A 15563-nucleotide genomic window follows, 5' to 3' on the forward strand; every position below is an offset into this window, starting at 1 on the left:
ATATAGTTTCACATTATATCTAATCTAATAATATATTTCAATGGTTAAAACAGAGTATTTTAAATATATCTCATATTCCGCATAACTAATTTTTCCAATAGAGAAATTAAAATCGAATAGATTTATTAATGAAAATATAGTATCATATTCATGATTATACCTTAACTAAAAAGGAGAATAAATAAAATATGGAAAATATAAATGCTTATAATCATGGAATAATGAACTTCATGGCAGGAATGTGCAGAAAAATTAATATAGATAAGATATTTAATGAATCACTACAATCACAAAATGGTCGTAGACCGGATATTTCTTATGGAACTCAAGCTTTAATGACGATTGTAAATATTGTTGACGATAAAGTCCCATTATATCGTATGAAGGAATATTATTCAGATTACATTGATTTAGATGGTATATTTAAAGAAGAGATTGATATTTCTCAGATAAATGATGATAGATTTGGAAATTTTTTAGATAAATTCTATGAAGCCAACCCAAGAGAAATTTTTTCGAAGATTAGTGCCTATGCTTTTGCTACATATGGAATAGAAGTTAAAAATATAAATTATGATACAACTTCCAAGGTTATGTGGAGCGAATATGATGGTTATGATGGTAAACATGGAGAAATATCTATAACATTTGGACATAGCAAAAATAAACGGAATGATAAAAAACAAATCAAAATAGGTGCTGGAGTAGCAGAAGGACTTATAGTAGATGCTAAAGTTTTATCTGGGAATACAGATGATAAAAGCTATAATTTTGACAACTTAGATGGTGTGGAGGAAGTGCTAGATACCATTAAAGTTTCTAAAGAAAGCTTCTATTATATTGCAGATAGTGCTGCATTTACAGAAAATACTATTAAAAAAGCTAATGATATGAAGATTAAAATGATAACTAAAGTCCCAGATAGATTAATTGTTACAAAGGAATTGAAAAATGCGGTATTCAAAGAGCTAGAAACCTTTGATAAAATTAACTTTATTAATGCTCAAAACAAGGAGGTAGAATATTTAATTAAAGAAACTACCTTTGATTATAACGGTGTTCTATGCAAAGGGGCCCTATGTTATTCTTATGCACTAGAAAGTACAAAGCGTAAGAGCATTCTTAAGAAAGTTGAAGCTGAACGAAAATTGTTAAATAAAACTATAAAAAAATATTCTAAGTTAACTTTTGAAACAGAAGGACAAGCAATAAAATTAATTGAAGAACTAAAAAAAGGTGAACTGAAGAAGATAAAATTTAACAATCTTTCATATCAGATTATACAGAATGTAAAAAACAAACCTGGAAGACAAAAAAAAGATATATCAATTGAAGAAACCATTAAAGAATATGGAATAAAAATTAATTTTATAGAACTTGAGAATACAGTAGAAGAATACATTACAAAATCTTGTATATTCATTTTAGCAAGTACTGATTTAGAAATAAGTGCAGAACAATTATTAAAAGAATACAAAACGCAAAGTTGTGTTGAAAAAAAGTTCCAACAATTCAAATCAAGCGAGTTCGTAGATGCATTATTTTTAAAGACTCCTCAGAGGGTAGAAGCTTTAACATATATGATGTTAATATCCATGATGGTTTTATCAGTAATTGAATATGTTACTCGAAGAGAGATGAAGAAAGAAAACATAACTATTCTAGGGCCTGGCGACATTAAAATGAAAAATCCAAGCTTAAATGCTATACTGATAATTATGAAAACGGTTCCAATTATGGTTATAGGTATTGGTAATAATAAAGAACGAAGATTAATACAATCACTTAAGGATAACCAAAAGTGCGTCTTGCGATGCTTAAACTTAAGCGAAATTATATATATTTAAAATTTTCTTAAAATTCCAAAGTGTAAATTCTGTTCTTTGAAAAATAATTTTTATAATATTATGAAATATATCATTTGTTTCCTTGATTATACAAAGAAAATTATGGTAAAATAAAATTATTGCAGAATAGAAATCTATTCTGCGAAATATGAGGTATAAAATGCTAATATTATTTAGTTCAAAGAGTCCATTTTATAATAAAATAACAATTCACGATTAATTTCATCTTTGACAAAACGGAATGCGCTTGATATTATTATAATTGTAGATAAAATTTTACATTTTAGAGATTGGAGGTTGAACATATGTGAATAAAATTTTAATCAAAAATAGTCTAAAGGCTTAAATGATTATTACTCAAAATTATGTTAAGAGTTAAAGACTGACAATATATCGCATCACAAAAGTAATACTTTAAACTATATTATCAAACCAAAAATAAAATTAACATGTGAAAAAGAGAGATTCATTATGCAAAAAAGAATTATTTCATTAAGTCTAATTTTAATTTTTTCATTACTATGTAGTACTATGACTTTTGCAAACATGGACAAGCTTGGTTCGAAGGATGAAACTATAATTAAAGAACTAATTGAGGACTATCTAAATAAAAACTATGACTCACTTAAATCTAACTAAGTACCTGACTATAAAGACTTAGTAAGTGATAATACTCTAAGAGAATATACTAAATTACATAACAAATATATGATCGAACTATATGATAAAATGGATAAAAGCTTAAATGATTATCAATTTACAATAAATTATAATGATATAGACATTAATAATAATAAATGCATTGTTGATCTAAATTTAGATATTACATTGACATATCAAAGAGGATCAGATAAAGAATACACAACTAATGACACTATTAAGCACTATATAATTTTAAATAAACATAAAAGTGATTGGAGTATTATAAAAGATGTGTATAATCCACTAGAAGGTCCTGATAGAAAAGCTGTTAGTGATGATAATTACAACAATAAGCTATATAGTGGATTAAAAGAAGCCTATAAATCAATTGATAAAAAGGCTTTATCGGTGAAAAAATGGGTAAAAAAATCTAAAAAAATAAGCGAGAATATCCAGTCTAATGAAGATATAAGAATTCAATATGAACCAACCCCTGGTGCATACAGAGCAATACAATATGCTAGAAGATATTATGAAAATTATAATACAAAGTACCCTGAATTTAACAACGACTGTACTAATTTCGTCTCTCAATGCTTACATGCAGGTAATATTCCCATGTCAAGACCTAGTTGGTACTGTTTTAATGAAGATGACTATTCAACTTCATGGATAAGAACTGTTGAACTATATGATTACTTAACAGACGATAAAGGATTTTCATCTAGGTCTTACGACGGTTACAATGTTACAGAAATAAACGATGATACTAGGCCTGGAGATGTAATACAATTCTATAATGCACTTAAATCTAGATATGCTCATACAGTAATAGCATCTAAAATAGACTCAGAAGACGGAGTATTATATTGTGGACATACATCAAATAGGAAAGATAAACCATTAATAGACGCATTTGATAGCACCTGGTACTATACTCAGTTGAGGTTGATAGAAATAGAATATCCCGATGGAATGTAGCATATTAAGAGAGGAGTTTTATGAAGTCAAAAAGGTTAATTTTATTATTTGTAATAATTGTTGTTTTACTTATAATATTTTTCACAACAAACTTATTTAGAAATAGAAAAATAATAGACTATAATCAAGGTATGGAAAATGCTATAATTGAATATACAAAAGAAAATGTATATTCAAAATATCATAATAGACCAAAATTTGAGATGTATGAATCCCACAAAGTTTTTGAGGTTGAAAAGAAATGGAACAGAATATATGTTTATGCTTATGTGTTAAATGAAATACATTATATGAGAGATGATGTGATGGGGATTACAGCTAACATCGATCCCGTTGTAATAGTCTTAAAAGAAGAAGACCAAGGGAAGTATAGAGTAACTAAGTTAAAGACTCCCGAATCCGGAGAAGGATATCCTTCCTCAATAAGATCACTTTTTCCTAAACATATAGCAGAAAAAATATTCAATAATAGAGCCGATATTCATACAGAATTAACAAATACTATGCAGAAAATCAAATAAAGAATTGTAAATTATTATGTCTTGTTTGAGAAATAATGAAATCAGTTGCAGAGTTCAAAGTAAATAGTTGTATAAAACCCAATAAAATGGTATATTATAAATAAGAAAACTGATAAGGCTCAGTTGTGTTCTAAAAAGAAAAGAAGGTATGCGCGCACCTTCTTTTCTGGTACTTAAATTAATGTAGTTACTATAAGGATGTACGTGGCAGTTTTCTTATATACCTAAATTAATATATTCACTAAAAATTATCTTTAAATATAGATTTGCCATATTGCTCTTTTCTTTTATTGGTTGCATTATAGCATTTGTTATCGCCTCTTTTATCTATAACAACTATATTCATAATATGCTTGTCTCTAACTAATGTATAGACTACTCTAATATTTATTTTTCTATATTTTATTTTAAAAAAGCCTGTTAAATTATTATTATTTTTACTCCCCAAAGGCTTGCCTAAGCCACCTTTAGACTTAGGCAAGGGGTTATAACTAACCTTATTGATTCCTGCTAACACTATTTTTTTGACACTACCGTCTAATCCCTTTAAGTCTTTTACAGCTTCCTCTATAAATTTAACTTCCCATTTTTCCACTATTCTATTTCAACTTCCTCAGTTAACTTATCTAGTTCGTTTTTGCTTATGTTTTCATCTAGTAAGATATCTTCAAATGATTTTTCATTAGCAGAATTATTTTTTTCTAATCTTTTTATAGCTAGTTGTAAAAGACCATAGTTCTCTTTTATTTCCATTAATTCTTCAAAGTCTTCAATGGATAATAAAACAGCTTGGGGTTTATTATGCTTAACTATTATATAGGGCTCTTTCTCCTCTTTAGCTTTAGATATTATTTTAGAGCCAGAACCTCTGGTTAATTCTGATATTGGAATAATTCTTTTTAATATATCTCTAAAACCATCATTTATTGGAGACACTCTACTTTCCACCTTTTCTAGATTATTATATATCATAGGCATATAACTCTCTCCTTATTATTATATTATTATGTTAATTATATTATACTATTTACACCCAAAATTTTCAATATATTTTAATGAATATTTGCGGTATATTTATACCTAAAATATTCATTAATTATAACAACCATTCCTGACATACATCTTCCATTAATCTATCGATATTATACTCCATATCGAGCTTAATATATTCTCCACCTTTATAACCTTTTTCATTCTGAGCTAACTTAAAAGCGTAAGAACTGCAGCTAATACTAGTATTATTTTTTATTTTAATATCATAAACAGGACATTTGTTATTTTCTCCTGGATCATGGATACATGTAGAACAACTTTGAAAAGATCTCCCCTTCTTAAGCTCCTGCCATTTTTCATGGGGCCTTAGCTGAAAGCTATCCTCTCTTTCAAGTATCACTATAGAATTTAGTTTCATTAGGCTAAGCAAAAATAATCTATCATTATCTATCCTGAACTTTATAATGCTACTTTCTTTATTAGAATCTATTGTATAGTCTGGTTCATCAGAAGGTGCTGACATATAAACTTTATAATTTATTATAAAAACATCATAAATATTATAAACTTTATTTCCTTATTCAACGTGTCCGATTTCACAATTCTAAGAATATGTAATATAAAACCGGTTTAATATAAAACCGGTTCATTGTATTATTTTATTCTTTATTTATTAAAAAAATATAAATATAATACCGGTTCATTATGCTAACTTAATTTTTTATACATTTTAGAGGGTGTAAAACTATTATTACTACATATTCTAAGAAGTATTTTAATATTTTTATAATGCTTGTCCACTTTCATTCCAATAAAACTAGACTTTCCTTTTTATATTTAAATTTTAACCTTTAACTTCAAATTTGATTTAAAATTCATATACTTCTAAAAAATCATCTATAATATTTTTATATTCTTCATTATTAAATAATATATCTACTCCAATAGAACATAATCCCGACACCCTCGCCTGAGTTATGTTGCCAAAATACCTACACACATCCTTTATCTTATAATTACAAAATCTAACCATAAATACCATACTTATAGACTTAGCATCCGTCATATTTCTGATATATTTCATTTTTATCTTATTTTTATCTTCCCCTATATAATTTCCTACAAATTCTATTATTTTATCAGGATCTATATCTTTCATTTTAGTTACTTTTTCACTTCTATATTCACATTCTTGATTCATAAAACCATATTCTGCTTCAATTTGCTTCTCTTCTTCCTTAGAGTTAGGTACGAGCATAAAGTCTAAATACTCTTTTATGGCTTTCTTTTTATTTTTATTACTATATAATTTTAATATAAATTCACAATCTAGTATTTCAAGACTATCCTCTGAATCTCCTAGATATATGGAGGCACTTGAATATGGATATTGAAAAACTTTTTTACCCCATCCTTTCAATTTTCTAGGATTTTTATGTATATATTTTGATGCCTGAAGTAAATAATTGTCTTTATCTATTATCTCACTTCTAAATCTATCACAAAATACATGCCCTCTTCTTTTATATTTTCTATTATAATATTTAGCATAAGATAAATTTAGACCATGCATTACTCTACTTATATCTGCACCAGAAGCATCAATAACCATATGAGCATGGTTATCCATAAGGCAATATGCATATAATTTAAATCCATATCTTTGTTTATATCTTTTTACTCTTAATAAAAATTGGTCTTTATCTTCATCATCCCTAAATAGTAATATACCATCTACAGATCTAATCATTACATGATAAATTGAAAAGTTGGTTTTTAACCTAAGTGGTCTTGGCATATCCATACCCCTTTCACTAATTTTTTATTATATAAGTATTAGCTTAAGGGATACTTTTTATACCCAACTTTTTATTTTTTCCAATGAACCGGTTTTAATTTTAAAAAATTCCACTATAGAACCCCTCTCGTCAATATATAGACACGAGGGGTTTTATTATTGTCACTTTTATTAAAAATCACAAGCTTGATTTACTTCCTTAAAATTATCATCAGACGTTAAGTATTTCTCCCATAAATCCTTGAAGTGACCTCTGGTATTAATGAGCTCTTTAAAGTTTCCCTTCTGGACAATATGTCCGTTGTCCATCACCAACACTTTATCAAACATTTCCAATAAGTGTAGGCGATGAATAGTACAAATCACGGTACGTTCTTCATAATTTTCTAAAATTCTTTTAAAAATTAATCTCTCATTAAAAGCATCTACATTACTGGTAATCTCATCAAATAGTAATACTTTTTTGGATTTAGAGAAAAATAATGTTCTAGCAAGGGAGATTCTTTGCTTTTCTCCACCGGATAAGTTAACTCCCTTTTCCCTTATATCTGTATTAAGTCCTTCCGGTAGTTTTTCTATTACATCATCTAAGCCCGCCATATGTATAACTTTTTCTATTTCAGAAGATTCAGCTTTTAAACCAAAAGTTATATTAGATAATATGGTATTTTCAAAAATTTCTGCATCCTGAGAAGCTACTATTGCAGTATTTGCTATTAACCCTAAGTCTGAGCACTCCTGATTATCTACTGTAACTTTCATATTATCTGGTTGATAAAATCCAGCTAATAAATTGATTAGTGTACTCTTTCCTGACCCACTAAGTCCTACAACAGCTATCTTACTATTTTTACTAATATCCATATTAATATTAGTAAGAGTTGCTTTATCATCGGAATATTGAAAGTTTAAATCTTTTATACTAACATTATTCCAACAAATATTTTCTCCTCTATTTATAGATAAAACTTTGTCTTTAGATCCTTCTAAAATTGGATTAACTGACTTTAAAGCGGCTTTCCATTCTAATGTTTCATAGAAACTACTTATTATTTCACCAAATGAATCACTCATTTGCCTAATATAATTTACTATCATAATAAGACTTCCCACCATAATAGGTGTATTAGCTGTTTTATGACTCCATAATAAGTTCTTTATGCTAATATTCCGAATTTATAGACACTTTTATATTACTTTACTCTATTTAAATAGTTTATTTTTTAAGCTTTAGTTCTAAGTTTATAATTTCTTTATTCACTTCTTTTATAATTCTTTCACTCTTCCACTTTATCATCTCATGGAAAGTATATTTTTCTAATAACTTATTTACTAAGAAATAACCATAGGTATAACCTGAACGTGCCGGTATTTTTAAACTTTTATTATCTTCTCCCATGAAATATTTTGAAGTATACTCATCTGTTTTATTTCCTAAATTATCAATGACATCTTGTTTTGCATATTCCCAGCTTTCCATACTTCGTATTAACCATTCATTACTTTTACCTATATATACATATGTATCTCTACCCTCACATAATTTCTTTGATGCTGTCACTGCAAAGCCTTCAATAAAAATTCTTTCTGCCAAAGTTAAATCATTTCCAAACTCTGATATATTATTATGGATACAGTGGGTTATTTCATGGGCTAAAAAAATATTTACATTCTCAGGTTTAGGCATATATTCCATAGCAAAAAAAGTTGTGGGTCTTCCTTTAAAATCACTAACCCAACCATCAGCTAAATAGAGACCTACCATGGTAACAAAACATAATTCTAAATCAGAATCATTGCCTATGTCAAATAATTTCATGCAAGCATTACAAGTTTCCATAATTTTTTCTTCTATATTTTCATTAATGGACTTTACTTTATTAATACAATTTTCATATTTTCTAAATGAGTGTTCATATCTATCTTCTAAATTAAAATCTTTTTTAAATATTCTTGCAAGTGATAAGTGTTTATCAAAAACATCTCTATTTGGTTCTTCATATACTGACTTCCATATTTTTACCTTCTCATTATAACTTTTCCCCTTAGATTTGTCCCAAAATTCGCAAAAATTATTGGATATATCTCTAATTTTGACCTTCATAAAGTCTTCCCCCTATTAAAATTTCTTTTGTTAACCTAACACTTACTTAATAACTCCCCTTTTTTATCAGGCTAATATATATAATTATACCTTATAATTTAGTTATTTTCTAAATAAAATTCACTTCAAGGATTTATCTGATATTTCTATTCCCTTTGTTTTATATCCCTGTTCATAGAACATTGTAAGATGAGGTCTATTTCCTCCTGCACCACAATCTAATACCTTTTTTTCTAAATCAGTATTATTACAAAATCCAATTAATTTCATTAATATATCTTTTGACCAAGGATATAAACATCTATGATGTACTAAAATTCCCTTCTAGTATTCCATACTGTAGTATATGTCCTTTCATTGTTTCTTGTAGTTCACGCTTATTAGCATCTTCTTTTAAATCTAAAATAGTATCTAAGACATAAACTTTGTATGCATATTTATGACTGCCAAAGGGTGGCTTGGGTCCTCTATAATAATGTTTCCCCCCATAGGCACTTTTCCCCTGTATGGCATTTCCCAACGAAGGCACTACATTCTCTTTAGGTATACCTTCTGGTATAATACTAAAACTTGCTGGAATGTTCCATATCACCCAGTGGTTGTATACCCCTATGGGATGGTCTAAATCATCCATAATAATGGCTATTGTCTTTGCTTTAGAATCTACATCTTGAATTTCCAACTGAGGAGAAATATCTTCTCCTCTACCAGTGAATTTTACCGGTATATTACCTCCATCTTTAAAGGCCTCACTGGTTACTTTTAAATTTACAGGTGGTTTTACATAATCAGCCACATTAGTAATCTTCTTATATACAATAAAAGCTACCAATACTAATATAAAAATACACAACCCCATAACAAAATACTTCATACCTTTACACCCCTTTTAAAATTTAACTAGTCTCCTCTTTCCATTAAATATCCTATGATTTTATAAAACATTCTATATGTAGAGAAAATTATTTTTTAAAAAATAGTTTGTCATCAAATATGTTTTCTCAATGTTTCAAGACCTTTTAAAATAGTCTCCATTTCTTCTTCACTGCAGTTAATGAAAATATTATTAAAGAAGTTATTTATTGTATGTTGATACTTTTTAACAATATCATTGCCTTTATTAGATAGTTCAATATAGACTATTCTTCTGTCTTCTTTACTTCGTATCCTTCTTACTATATCTTGCTTTTCAAGCCTATCTATTATTCCAGACACTGTACTATTCACAAGCTTAATTTTTTTACTAATTTCACTTACTTTTAATCTCTTGTTTTTAGAAAGTACCTTAACCACTATTAGTTGTGGCATAGTTAATCCAGTTTCTTTAAGTTGATTTTTAATACCATGATTTAACTTAGAATTTATCTCTCTAATTAGGGAAGCAATTTCATAACCCTTTGATAAGTCATCCATCCTAACTCCTCCTTTCAACTATTTTATTATTTTGAGCTTTTTATTTCGTGCAATAATATTTCATACGCGAAATACTTTTTTATTATAACTTATTCATTATAAAAAATCAATATTTTAAATTAATTTAGATAATATTTTATTGGAATCTCTATTCTAACTTAATCTAAAAAATACTACTCCCATGCCTTAAGTATCTTAGGCATAATATTTCTTCTTTTTTTAATCTAAGTTTAATTGACAAATAAAAAGAGCTAGACAAATTTTTATCTAACCCTTTTTATTTCATAATAATCAAACCAATACTTTTGAGATGGAGTCTTTAATATAAAACTAAAGTAATGTCAATGTATTAGTGCACATTATCACTGTCACTATAGTGGCGTTGATTATACCTGGAAGATATGGATTTCTAGTTTCTCTGTAAATTTTACGGGAAATAATAGCTGCAACTGGTAAAATAACCACAATTGGAAAAAGCCAAATCCCTGCTATATTAGAAACACTTGTGAAAAATACATCTCCACTTCTAAAGAATGTAATATATTGAATAGCAATAATAACTATGCCACTAATACCATTAAATAAAGCTAATAAAGCTGTATTAATCCATTCTTTTTTCCCTATAGCTATGTAATTAAATGAATTAACAGCTACAGAATTTGCAATATAGAATACTAGGAAAAACGGTAAATATTTTAAAGCTATTAAAATCTTATCTGGTGTAAATGCTTTAACAGCTATTACCCATATACGGAAATCTGTCTTAAAGAAATAATCAGCTATAAATACTAACCCAAAGGATGCAACTACTACAAGTAAAGCCAATCCAATAGTTTTTAGTAGTGTTTTAAAACTTATAATAACACCTGAATCTCTAAGATTCATTCCCTGTTCTTTATTAAAGAATCTATATGACAATATGGTTATTAATATGACTGCAATACCTACGACCGCACTCCATACACCTATAAAAAATACAGGACTTTGGGGGAAAAAGTCAGGACGATTACTTTGAGTCCAATTGAAAAGTTTTATATAACTAAAACCAGAAATTAATGCAGTTAAAACTAATCCTCCAAAGAACCAAACTTTCCCTTTACCCTCAGGTTCTGGTCCAATTGTGGCTTTTTTAGAAGATTTAAGGGAACTAAAGGTTTCTGTATATAACATTACTTTAGTAAAACTTACTATAAACATACCAAATCCAATCAAGCCGATAAGGTTAAATATAACTTTAAATTGCCAGATTTGATTACTAGCTTTTATTGGTTCCGGGGCTCCAAAGGCATCTCCAAAAAACTCGATACCATAAGATACGCATTTTGAAGAAAAGTGATTCCATGGATGAATTTGAGCAGGGTTATAAATAACACGGCTAGCTGTTTCACCATTAATTTTCTGTTTATAAATAGTATCACTGCTACGGGTTTCTCCTTCCACATTTGGATCTACACCAAAGTTCAAAAATGATTGTGCATAATCAGTTTTAATATAATCTCTAGGAACTGTATGACCACCATCTTCTAGTTTGCTACGGAAGAAAAATTCATCATATTGGGCCGCAATAATGCCAACATCTCGACTACCATAATTATTAGTATATTCTGGGTTATCGGATCTTATACTCCAGTATAATGGCTCCATGGGATTAGTTGTATACATGGCATCATTGGCAACTAATAATACAGCTGAGATTAACTGTTCATCATCTTCTTTGAGATTATCTTCTTTAACAGACCAATTGGCAGCTCTAGCTCCATTTGAATGACCAGTAACTGCTATACGACTTTTGTCAACATATGGAAGGCTAGACATAAGCTCTACCGCATCATACATACCAGTACCACGCTTTGGCCATTCAGTTGGATCTACGGCATCAGAATTTCCATGGCCATACATGTCTATGGACATCACCACATATCCTCTACGGGAGTATTCAACAAAGTTTAAATCTTGCATTTCTCGATTGTTATACCAGCCATGGCTAGTAACAATCGCAGGAGCCGGAGTATCCTTAGTAGCATTTTCAGGAATAAATAATAATGCACTCATAAGGTGTCCCGAAGGTGTCTCCCAACGTAGGTCTTTCACCTCTACATTCCCACCTGATGTCTGAATTTGAGATGCTCCAATCATACTTATTAAGCATAATATTAAAGATATGGCCAGAATTCGTAAATTCTTTTTCTTGTTACTCATTTTTTATCCCCCTTTTAAATTTTTATAATAACTTATTTCATATATTATTTAGTAATCACCTCCCTATAGAAATTTAAATAAACTATAGAGGTCATGAAAAAACAAATAAAAAAAGCCATACTAAATTTTCCTATCTTTAAATAGGTATATTAGTATGGCTCTCCTAATCTCATGCCCAATTATTTAGTTACCCTAATTATATCACTATTACGTTATATAGTAAAGATACTACTTCATTTTTTTGAATTTTCTAAATTTAATTACATATTTCATTGTATGCTAAGTTATATGTATTATGTATATAAGATGTGGAAAGTATGCTATTTTTTTCACAATCTTTCTCTGTAATTTAATTTATTATTAATAAAAATACCATTTAAGATTTGCAAGCATAAGTCATCTATGTTGCAAACCCTTTATCTAAATTCTTTTTTTCATTATACTTTGTACTTTTAGTTGCCTAACTAAATAATGTTCTATATAATTAAGTTAAAGTATTAAAGTAAATTTTACCATAGTCATCAATAAAATAATAAAATATCTGAGGTGGTTTTGATGAAAAAATTAAATAAAAGTATAAAAATAGGTCTGTTACTTATAGTTCTGACATTAATACCCGATGCTTTAATAGGATTACCTGAATTTGTTACTGGATTAAGTTTAGGTGCTGGATTAGCCCTTCTATTAGTTGGTGCTTTTACTATTAATCATGACATGTCTAAATTCAAAAGATTTAAAGCCAATATTTTGAAGAACATATTTCAATAAAAGTTTTTACAATTAAAATAAAGCCTACATTTTACAGAATTCTGTAAAATATAGGCTAATCTTTTTTGCATTATTAATAATATCTAGTTCACCATATAAGAATATTATAAATTAAAACGTTCCTTTATGGTTTTTGCAACAAGTTCTGGAGAAAGATTGGAATTATCAATTTTTATATAATTTTCAAATGTTATCTCGCCATCGTTACTAACACAACGATAATTTTTGTCATCATTAATAAGTCGTTCATTAGAAGCTTCAATATCTCGTTTTGAAGCCTTATTGTTTAAGCGGTTTTCAGTAACATTTCTTTGCAACCTTATTTCTTGAGGTGCAACAAGTTCTATATAATAAACATCCGCACCGTTTTTTCTAAATATATTAGTTACATGCTCAACATAATCCCAGTCGGACTTTTGATCAAAAGCCCACATGTATGTAAATATTAACCCATAATTATCCGATGCTGCAAATTCTTCAAAAATAACTTCTCTTATTCTACTTATTGATTTCCCATGAAAATGACCAAATATTTCAATAACTGGTTCAATGGTCATATGATTATGAAATAATCGTAAATTGGTAATTTTCATAAGTTCCTGTCCAACTGTCATTTTCCCCACTGCTGCATCGCCAATTAAAAATACTAACTTCAAAACATCCCCTCCTATACAAATATAAATCACATTTAGTCAATATTTTATAGTAGTTATTAGTTATAGGGGGTATTGTACCATAACTACTTTTATTTGTATACTATTTTTTCATATATTTATTAAATTACTCTGCAATTATTCCTTCAGTAAAAGCTCTGCTACCTTATCAACGAATTTATCACTTTCATTTATTCAAGGTCCATGACCAGAGTGTTCAAACCATACAAGTTCTTTTTTCGGTGCATCTATCATATTATAATATTCTTCAGCTAATCTAGGAGGAGCATTTATATCATGTCTTCCTATAAAGAAATAAACTGGAACTTCTAACTCTGTTGCTTGCTTCCGTAGGTCAATTTCATATAACTGTTGATATACTTGATTAAAAGTTTTAACTATTCCTCTAAAATAATTTACTTTATCATATAAACCATATTCAGGTCCTATTACATCTTTAATGGTATTATGATCAGTAGGTGCAATAACCGAATTTTTTGCCATGGCATTATGAAGATACATTAAGTAAGTAGAAGATTTCCACGTAACATCATCTCCATAGTATGGGGGTGCTCCTTGACTTTTTAGCTCGTTAACTTTATCTGTATCACCCCGATCTTTTGCAATCTCAAGGGCCTTTTCATAACAAGCTAACTCAGTTTCTTCAAAGGCAACCATTTGTCCTGTACCGATAAATCCATGGTAAAGTTCAGGGTATTGCTTTACTAACCAAGTACCTAACGCGCTGCCCCAGGATTCTCCCATAATATATATTTTTTCTTTATTAAATCTTTCCATTAAATAAGTAGTTAATTTATGTCCATCGGAAATATAACACTCTGGAGTTAAAGTGTCTATATCCACCCCATGATATGACTTGCCAGACCCCGGTTGATCCCAATTCACCACCACAAAATGCTTTTCAAGCCTTCTTAGTTGACTCCTTGTTGCTGCTAACTGGGTTCCCCCTGATCCACCTGCTAAAAACAATAATACTGGGTTATTCTTATTTTCTCCCCGTATTGTTACCCACTGATCACTTCCATCAATATTTATTTTCTCAAGACTAGCTATACTATTTTCTAGCACTTCTCCATCTTCTCCTAAAATTGGTGGAGTATAAGCCACCATTTGTGATATGATAACCATAATACTTACTACCAATATTAAGGAAACTACTACTATAATTTGACTACGTAGTTTATATAGCCATCGGGTAACTTTCTCCTTATTGCGGGTTATTATGCCTACTCCCAATGTTATTAAAGTTGTCACTAGAAAAACTATAATAGCTAAAATTAATCCAACTATAACTATCCCTTGCACTATTAACTCTATATATACTGTTGACATAGTTGGTATAAGTCTAGGACGTAAAAGAAAAATATATGTAGCTAATAAATAACAGCAAACATTGATAATATAACGACAGGCTTTTCCTTCCACAGTTTTTTTAAGCCTTGAATAAAATTATTACTAGAAATATCTAATTTCATATTTTATCTCCCCTCTAAATAAAGGTTTTGTCAAAAGTTTCATCAAAAAACCTTGACAAAACCTTTATTTTTACAAATTTATATATAAAATACTTGCCACCCCCAAAAATAGGGTACAATTTTATTGACAAGATAAAATTAAGACCAA

The 15563-nt window shown here is 28.7% G+C and carries 17 protein-coding genes; 5 read left to right on the forward strand and 12 right to left on the reverse strand.

The features are described from left to right. The first annotated feature begins 230 nt into the window (after positions 1-230). The 4 genes from V6137_RS16615 to V6137_RS16630 all read left to right on the forward strand — a co-directional run bounded on the left by V6137_RS16615 (position 231) and on the right by V6137_RS16630 (position 3991). Positions 231-1847: an IS1634 family transposase gene (locus tag V6137_RS16615; protein WP_483863909.1), complete on the forward strand. Its 1617-nt coding sequence runs from the start codon at positions 231-233 to the stop codon at positions 1845-1847. 471 nt (positions 1848-2318) lie between these two features. Continuing rightward, positions 2319-2486: a hypothetical protein gene (locus tag V6137_RS16620; RefSeq protein WP_425449086.1), complete on the forward strand. Its 168-nt coding sequence runs from the start codon at positions 2319-2321 to the stop codon at positions 2484-2486. 69 nt (positions 2487-2555) lie between these two features. Continuing rightward, a complete protein-coding gene (locus V6137_RS16625) occupies positions 2556-3470 on the forward strand; it encodes an amidase domain-containing protein (RefSeq protein WP_425449087.1) in 915 nt (304 codons plus the stop codon). Between the two features lie 20 nt (positions 3471-3490). After that, positions 3491-3991: a hypothetical protein gene (locus tag V6137_RS16630; RefSeq protein ID WP_425449088.1), complete on the forward strand. Its 501-nt coding sequence runs from the start codon at positions 3491-3493 to the stop codon at positions 3989-3991. Positions 3992-4232: 241 nt separating this feature from the next. On the opposite strand, the gene V6137_RS16635 is transcribed toward V6137_RS16630, so the two are convergent. From V6137_RS16635 to V6137_RS16680, 10 genes are all read right to left on the reverse strand, one after another. Beyond that, complete coding sequence (locus V6137_RS16635; protein WP_425449089.1) at positions 4233-4586, reverse strand: type II toxin-antitoxin system RelE family toxin; 354 nt, start codon at positions 4584-4586, stop codon at positions 4233-4235. Beyond that, the gene (locus V6137_RS16640; protein WP_425449090.1) at positions 4586-4969 is read right to left on the reverse strand and encodes a type II toxin-antitoxin system Phd/YefM family antitoxin; all 384 of its coding nucleotides are present in this window, start codon (positions 4967-4969) and stop codon (positions 4586-4588) included. The genes V6137_RS16635 and V6137_RS16640 overlap by 1 nt, the downstream gene beginning before the upstream one ends. 118 nt (positions 4970-5087) lie before the next feature. Further along, positions 5088-5507 (reverse strand): hypothetical protein, encoded by a 420-nt coding sequence (locus tag V6137_RS16645; RefSeq protein WP_425449091.1) that lies wholly within the window; start codon positions 5505-5507, stop codon positions 5088-5090. Between the two features lie 345 nt (positions 5508-5852). After that, the gene (locus tag V6137_RS16650; RefSeq protein ID WP_425449092.1) at positions 5853-6782 is read right to left on the reverse strand and encodes a transposase; all 930 of its coding nucleotides are present in this window, start codon (positions 6780-6782) and stop codon (positions 5853-5855) included. 171 nt (positions 6783-6953) lie between these two features. After that, positions 6954-7880 carry an ATP-binding cassette domain-containing protein gene (locus V6137_RS16655; RefSeq protein ID WP_425449093.1) on the reverse strand — a complete coding sequence of 309 codons (927 nt, stop codon included), beginning with the start codon at positions 7878-7880 and terminating at the stop codon, positions 6954-6956. 118 nt (positions 7881-7998) lie between these two features. Continuing rightward, on the reverse strand, positions 7999-8886 hold the full coding sequence (locus V6137_RS16660; protein ID WP_425449094.1) for a DUF2268 domain-containing putative Zn-dependent protease: 888 nt from the start codon (positions 8884-8886) through the stop codon (positions 7999-8001). 120 nt (positions 8887-9006) lie between these two features. After that, on the reverse strand, positions 9007-9156 hold the full coding sequence (locus V6137_RS16665; protein WP_425449095.1) for a class I SAM-dependent methyltransferase: 150 nt from the start codon (positions 9154-9156) through the stop codon (positions 9007-9009). A 31-nt stretch (positions 9157-9187) separates the two neighbouring features. Further along, a complete protein-coding gene (locus V6137_RS16670; protein ID WP_425449096.1) occupies positions 9188-9760 on the reverse strand; it encodes a YbhB/YbcL family Raf kinase inhibitor-like protein in 573 nt (190 codons plus the stop codon). A gap of 113 nt (positions 9761-9873) precedes the next feature. Beyond that, positions 9874-10299, reverse strand: a complete 426-nt coding sequence (locus tag V6137_RS16675) for a MarR family winged helix-turn-helix transcriptional regulator (RefSeq protein WP_425449097.1) — start codon at positions 10297-10299, stop codon at positions 9874-9876. A gap of 330 nt (positions 10300-10629) precedes the next feature. Beyond that, a complete protein-coding gene (locus tag V6137_RS16680) occupies positions 10630-12498 on the reverse strand; it encodes an alpha/beta hydrolase family protein (RefSeq protein ID WP_425449098.1) in 1869 nt (622 codons plus the stop codon). A 555-nt stretch (positions 12499-13053) separates the two neighbouring features. Here V6137_RS16680 and V6137_RS16685 point away from each other — a divergent pair. Continuing rightward, entirely contained in the window at positions 13054-13266 is a 213-nt protein-coding gene (locus tag V6137_RS16685; protein WP_425449099.1) for a hypothetical protein, read from the forward strand. 104 nt (positions 13267-13370) lie between these two features. Here V6137_RS16685 and V6137_RS16690 read toward each other — a convergent pair whose 3' ends face one another. Both V6137_RS16690 and V6137_RS16695 read right to left on the reverse strand, forming a co-directional pair. Continuing rightward, positions 13371-13922, reverse strand: coding sequence for a DEAD/DEAH box helicase family protein (locus V6137_RS16690; RefSeq protein WP_425449100.1), 552 nt, complete (start codon positions 13920-13922; stop codon positions 13371-13373). Between the two features lie 192 nt (positions 13923-14114). After that, entirely contained in the window at positions 14115-15272 is a 1158-nt protein-coding gene (locus tag V6137_RS16695; RefSeq protein ID WP_425449101.1) for an alpha/beta fold hydrolase, read from the reverse strand. Positions 15273-15563 lie beyond the last annotated feature (291 nt).

This window comes from Dethiothermospora halolimnae, from assembly GCF_037577855.1.
In the GTDB taxonomy this organism is placed as follows: Bacteria; Bacillota; Clostridia; order Tissierellales; family VENL01; genus Dethiothermospora; species Dethiothermospora halolimnae.

Bases quoted from the DNA above. Each gene is read 5' to 3' on its own strand.
- V6137_RS16620 (WP_425449086.1), top strand. From the start codon at position 2,319: ATGCAAAAAAGAATTATTTCATTAAGTCTAATTTTAATTTTTTCATTA.
- V6137_RS16695 (WP_425449101.1), bottom strand. From the start codon at position 15,272: ATGTCAACAGTATATATAGAGTTAATAGTGCAAGGGATAGTTATAGTT.
- V6137_RS16665 (WP_425449095.1), bottom strand. From the start codon at position 9,156: ATGAAATTAATTGGATTTTGTAATAATACTGATTTAGAAAAAAAGGTA.
- V6137_RS16645 (WP_425449091.1), bottom strand. From the start codon at position 5,507: ATGTCAGCACCTTCTGATGAACCAGACTATACAATAGATTCTAATAAA.
- V6137_RS16630 (WP_425449088.1), top strand. From the start codon at position 3,491: ATGAAGTCAAAAAGGTTAATTTTATTATTTGTAATAATTGTTGTTTTA.
- V6137_RS16625 (WP_425449087.1), top strand. From the start codon at position 2,556: ATGATCGAACTATATGATAAAATGGATAAAAGCTTAAATGATTATCAA.
- V6137_RS16680 (WP_425449098.1), bottom strand. From the start codon at position 12,498: ATGAGTAACAAGAAAAAGAATTTACGAATTCTGGCCATATCTTTAATA.
- V6137_RS16655 (WP_425449093.1), bottom strand. From the start codon at position 7,880: ATGATAGTAAATTATATTAGGCAAATGAGTGATTCATTTGGTGAAATA.
- V6137_RS16670 (WP_425449096.1), bottom strand. From the start codon at position 9,760: ATGAAGTATTTTGTTATGGGGTTGTGTATTTTTATATTAGTATTGGTA.
- V6137_RS16660 (WP_425449094.1), bottom strand. From the start codon at position 8,886: ATGAAGGTCAAAATTAGAGATATATCCAATAATTTTTGCGAATTTTGG.
- V6137_RS16685 (WP_425449099.1), top strand. From the start codon at position 13,054: ATGAAAAAATTAAATAAAAGTATAAAAATAGGTCTGTTACTTATAGTT.
- V6137_RS16615 (WP_483863909.1), top strand. From the start codon at position 231: ATGGCAGGAATGTGCAGAAAAATTAATATAGATAAGATATTTAATGAA.
- V6137_RS16675 (WP_425449097.1), bottom strand. From the start codon at position 10,299: ATGGATGACTTATCAAAGGGTTATGAAATTGCTTCCCTAATTAGAGAG.
- V6137_RS16640 (WP_425449090.1), bottom strand. From the start codon at position 4,969: ATGCCTATGATATATAATAATCTAGAAAAGGTGGAAAGTAGAGTGTCT.
- V6137_RS16650 (WP_425449092.1), bottom strand. From the start codon at position 6,782: ATGCCAAGACCACTTAGGTTAAAAACCAACTTTTCAATTTATCATGTA.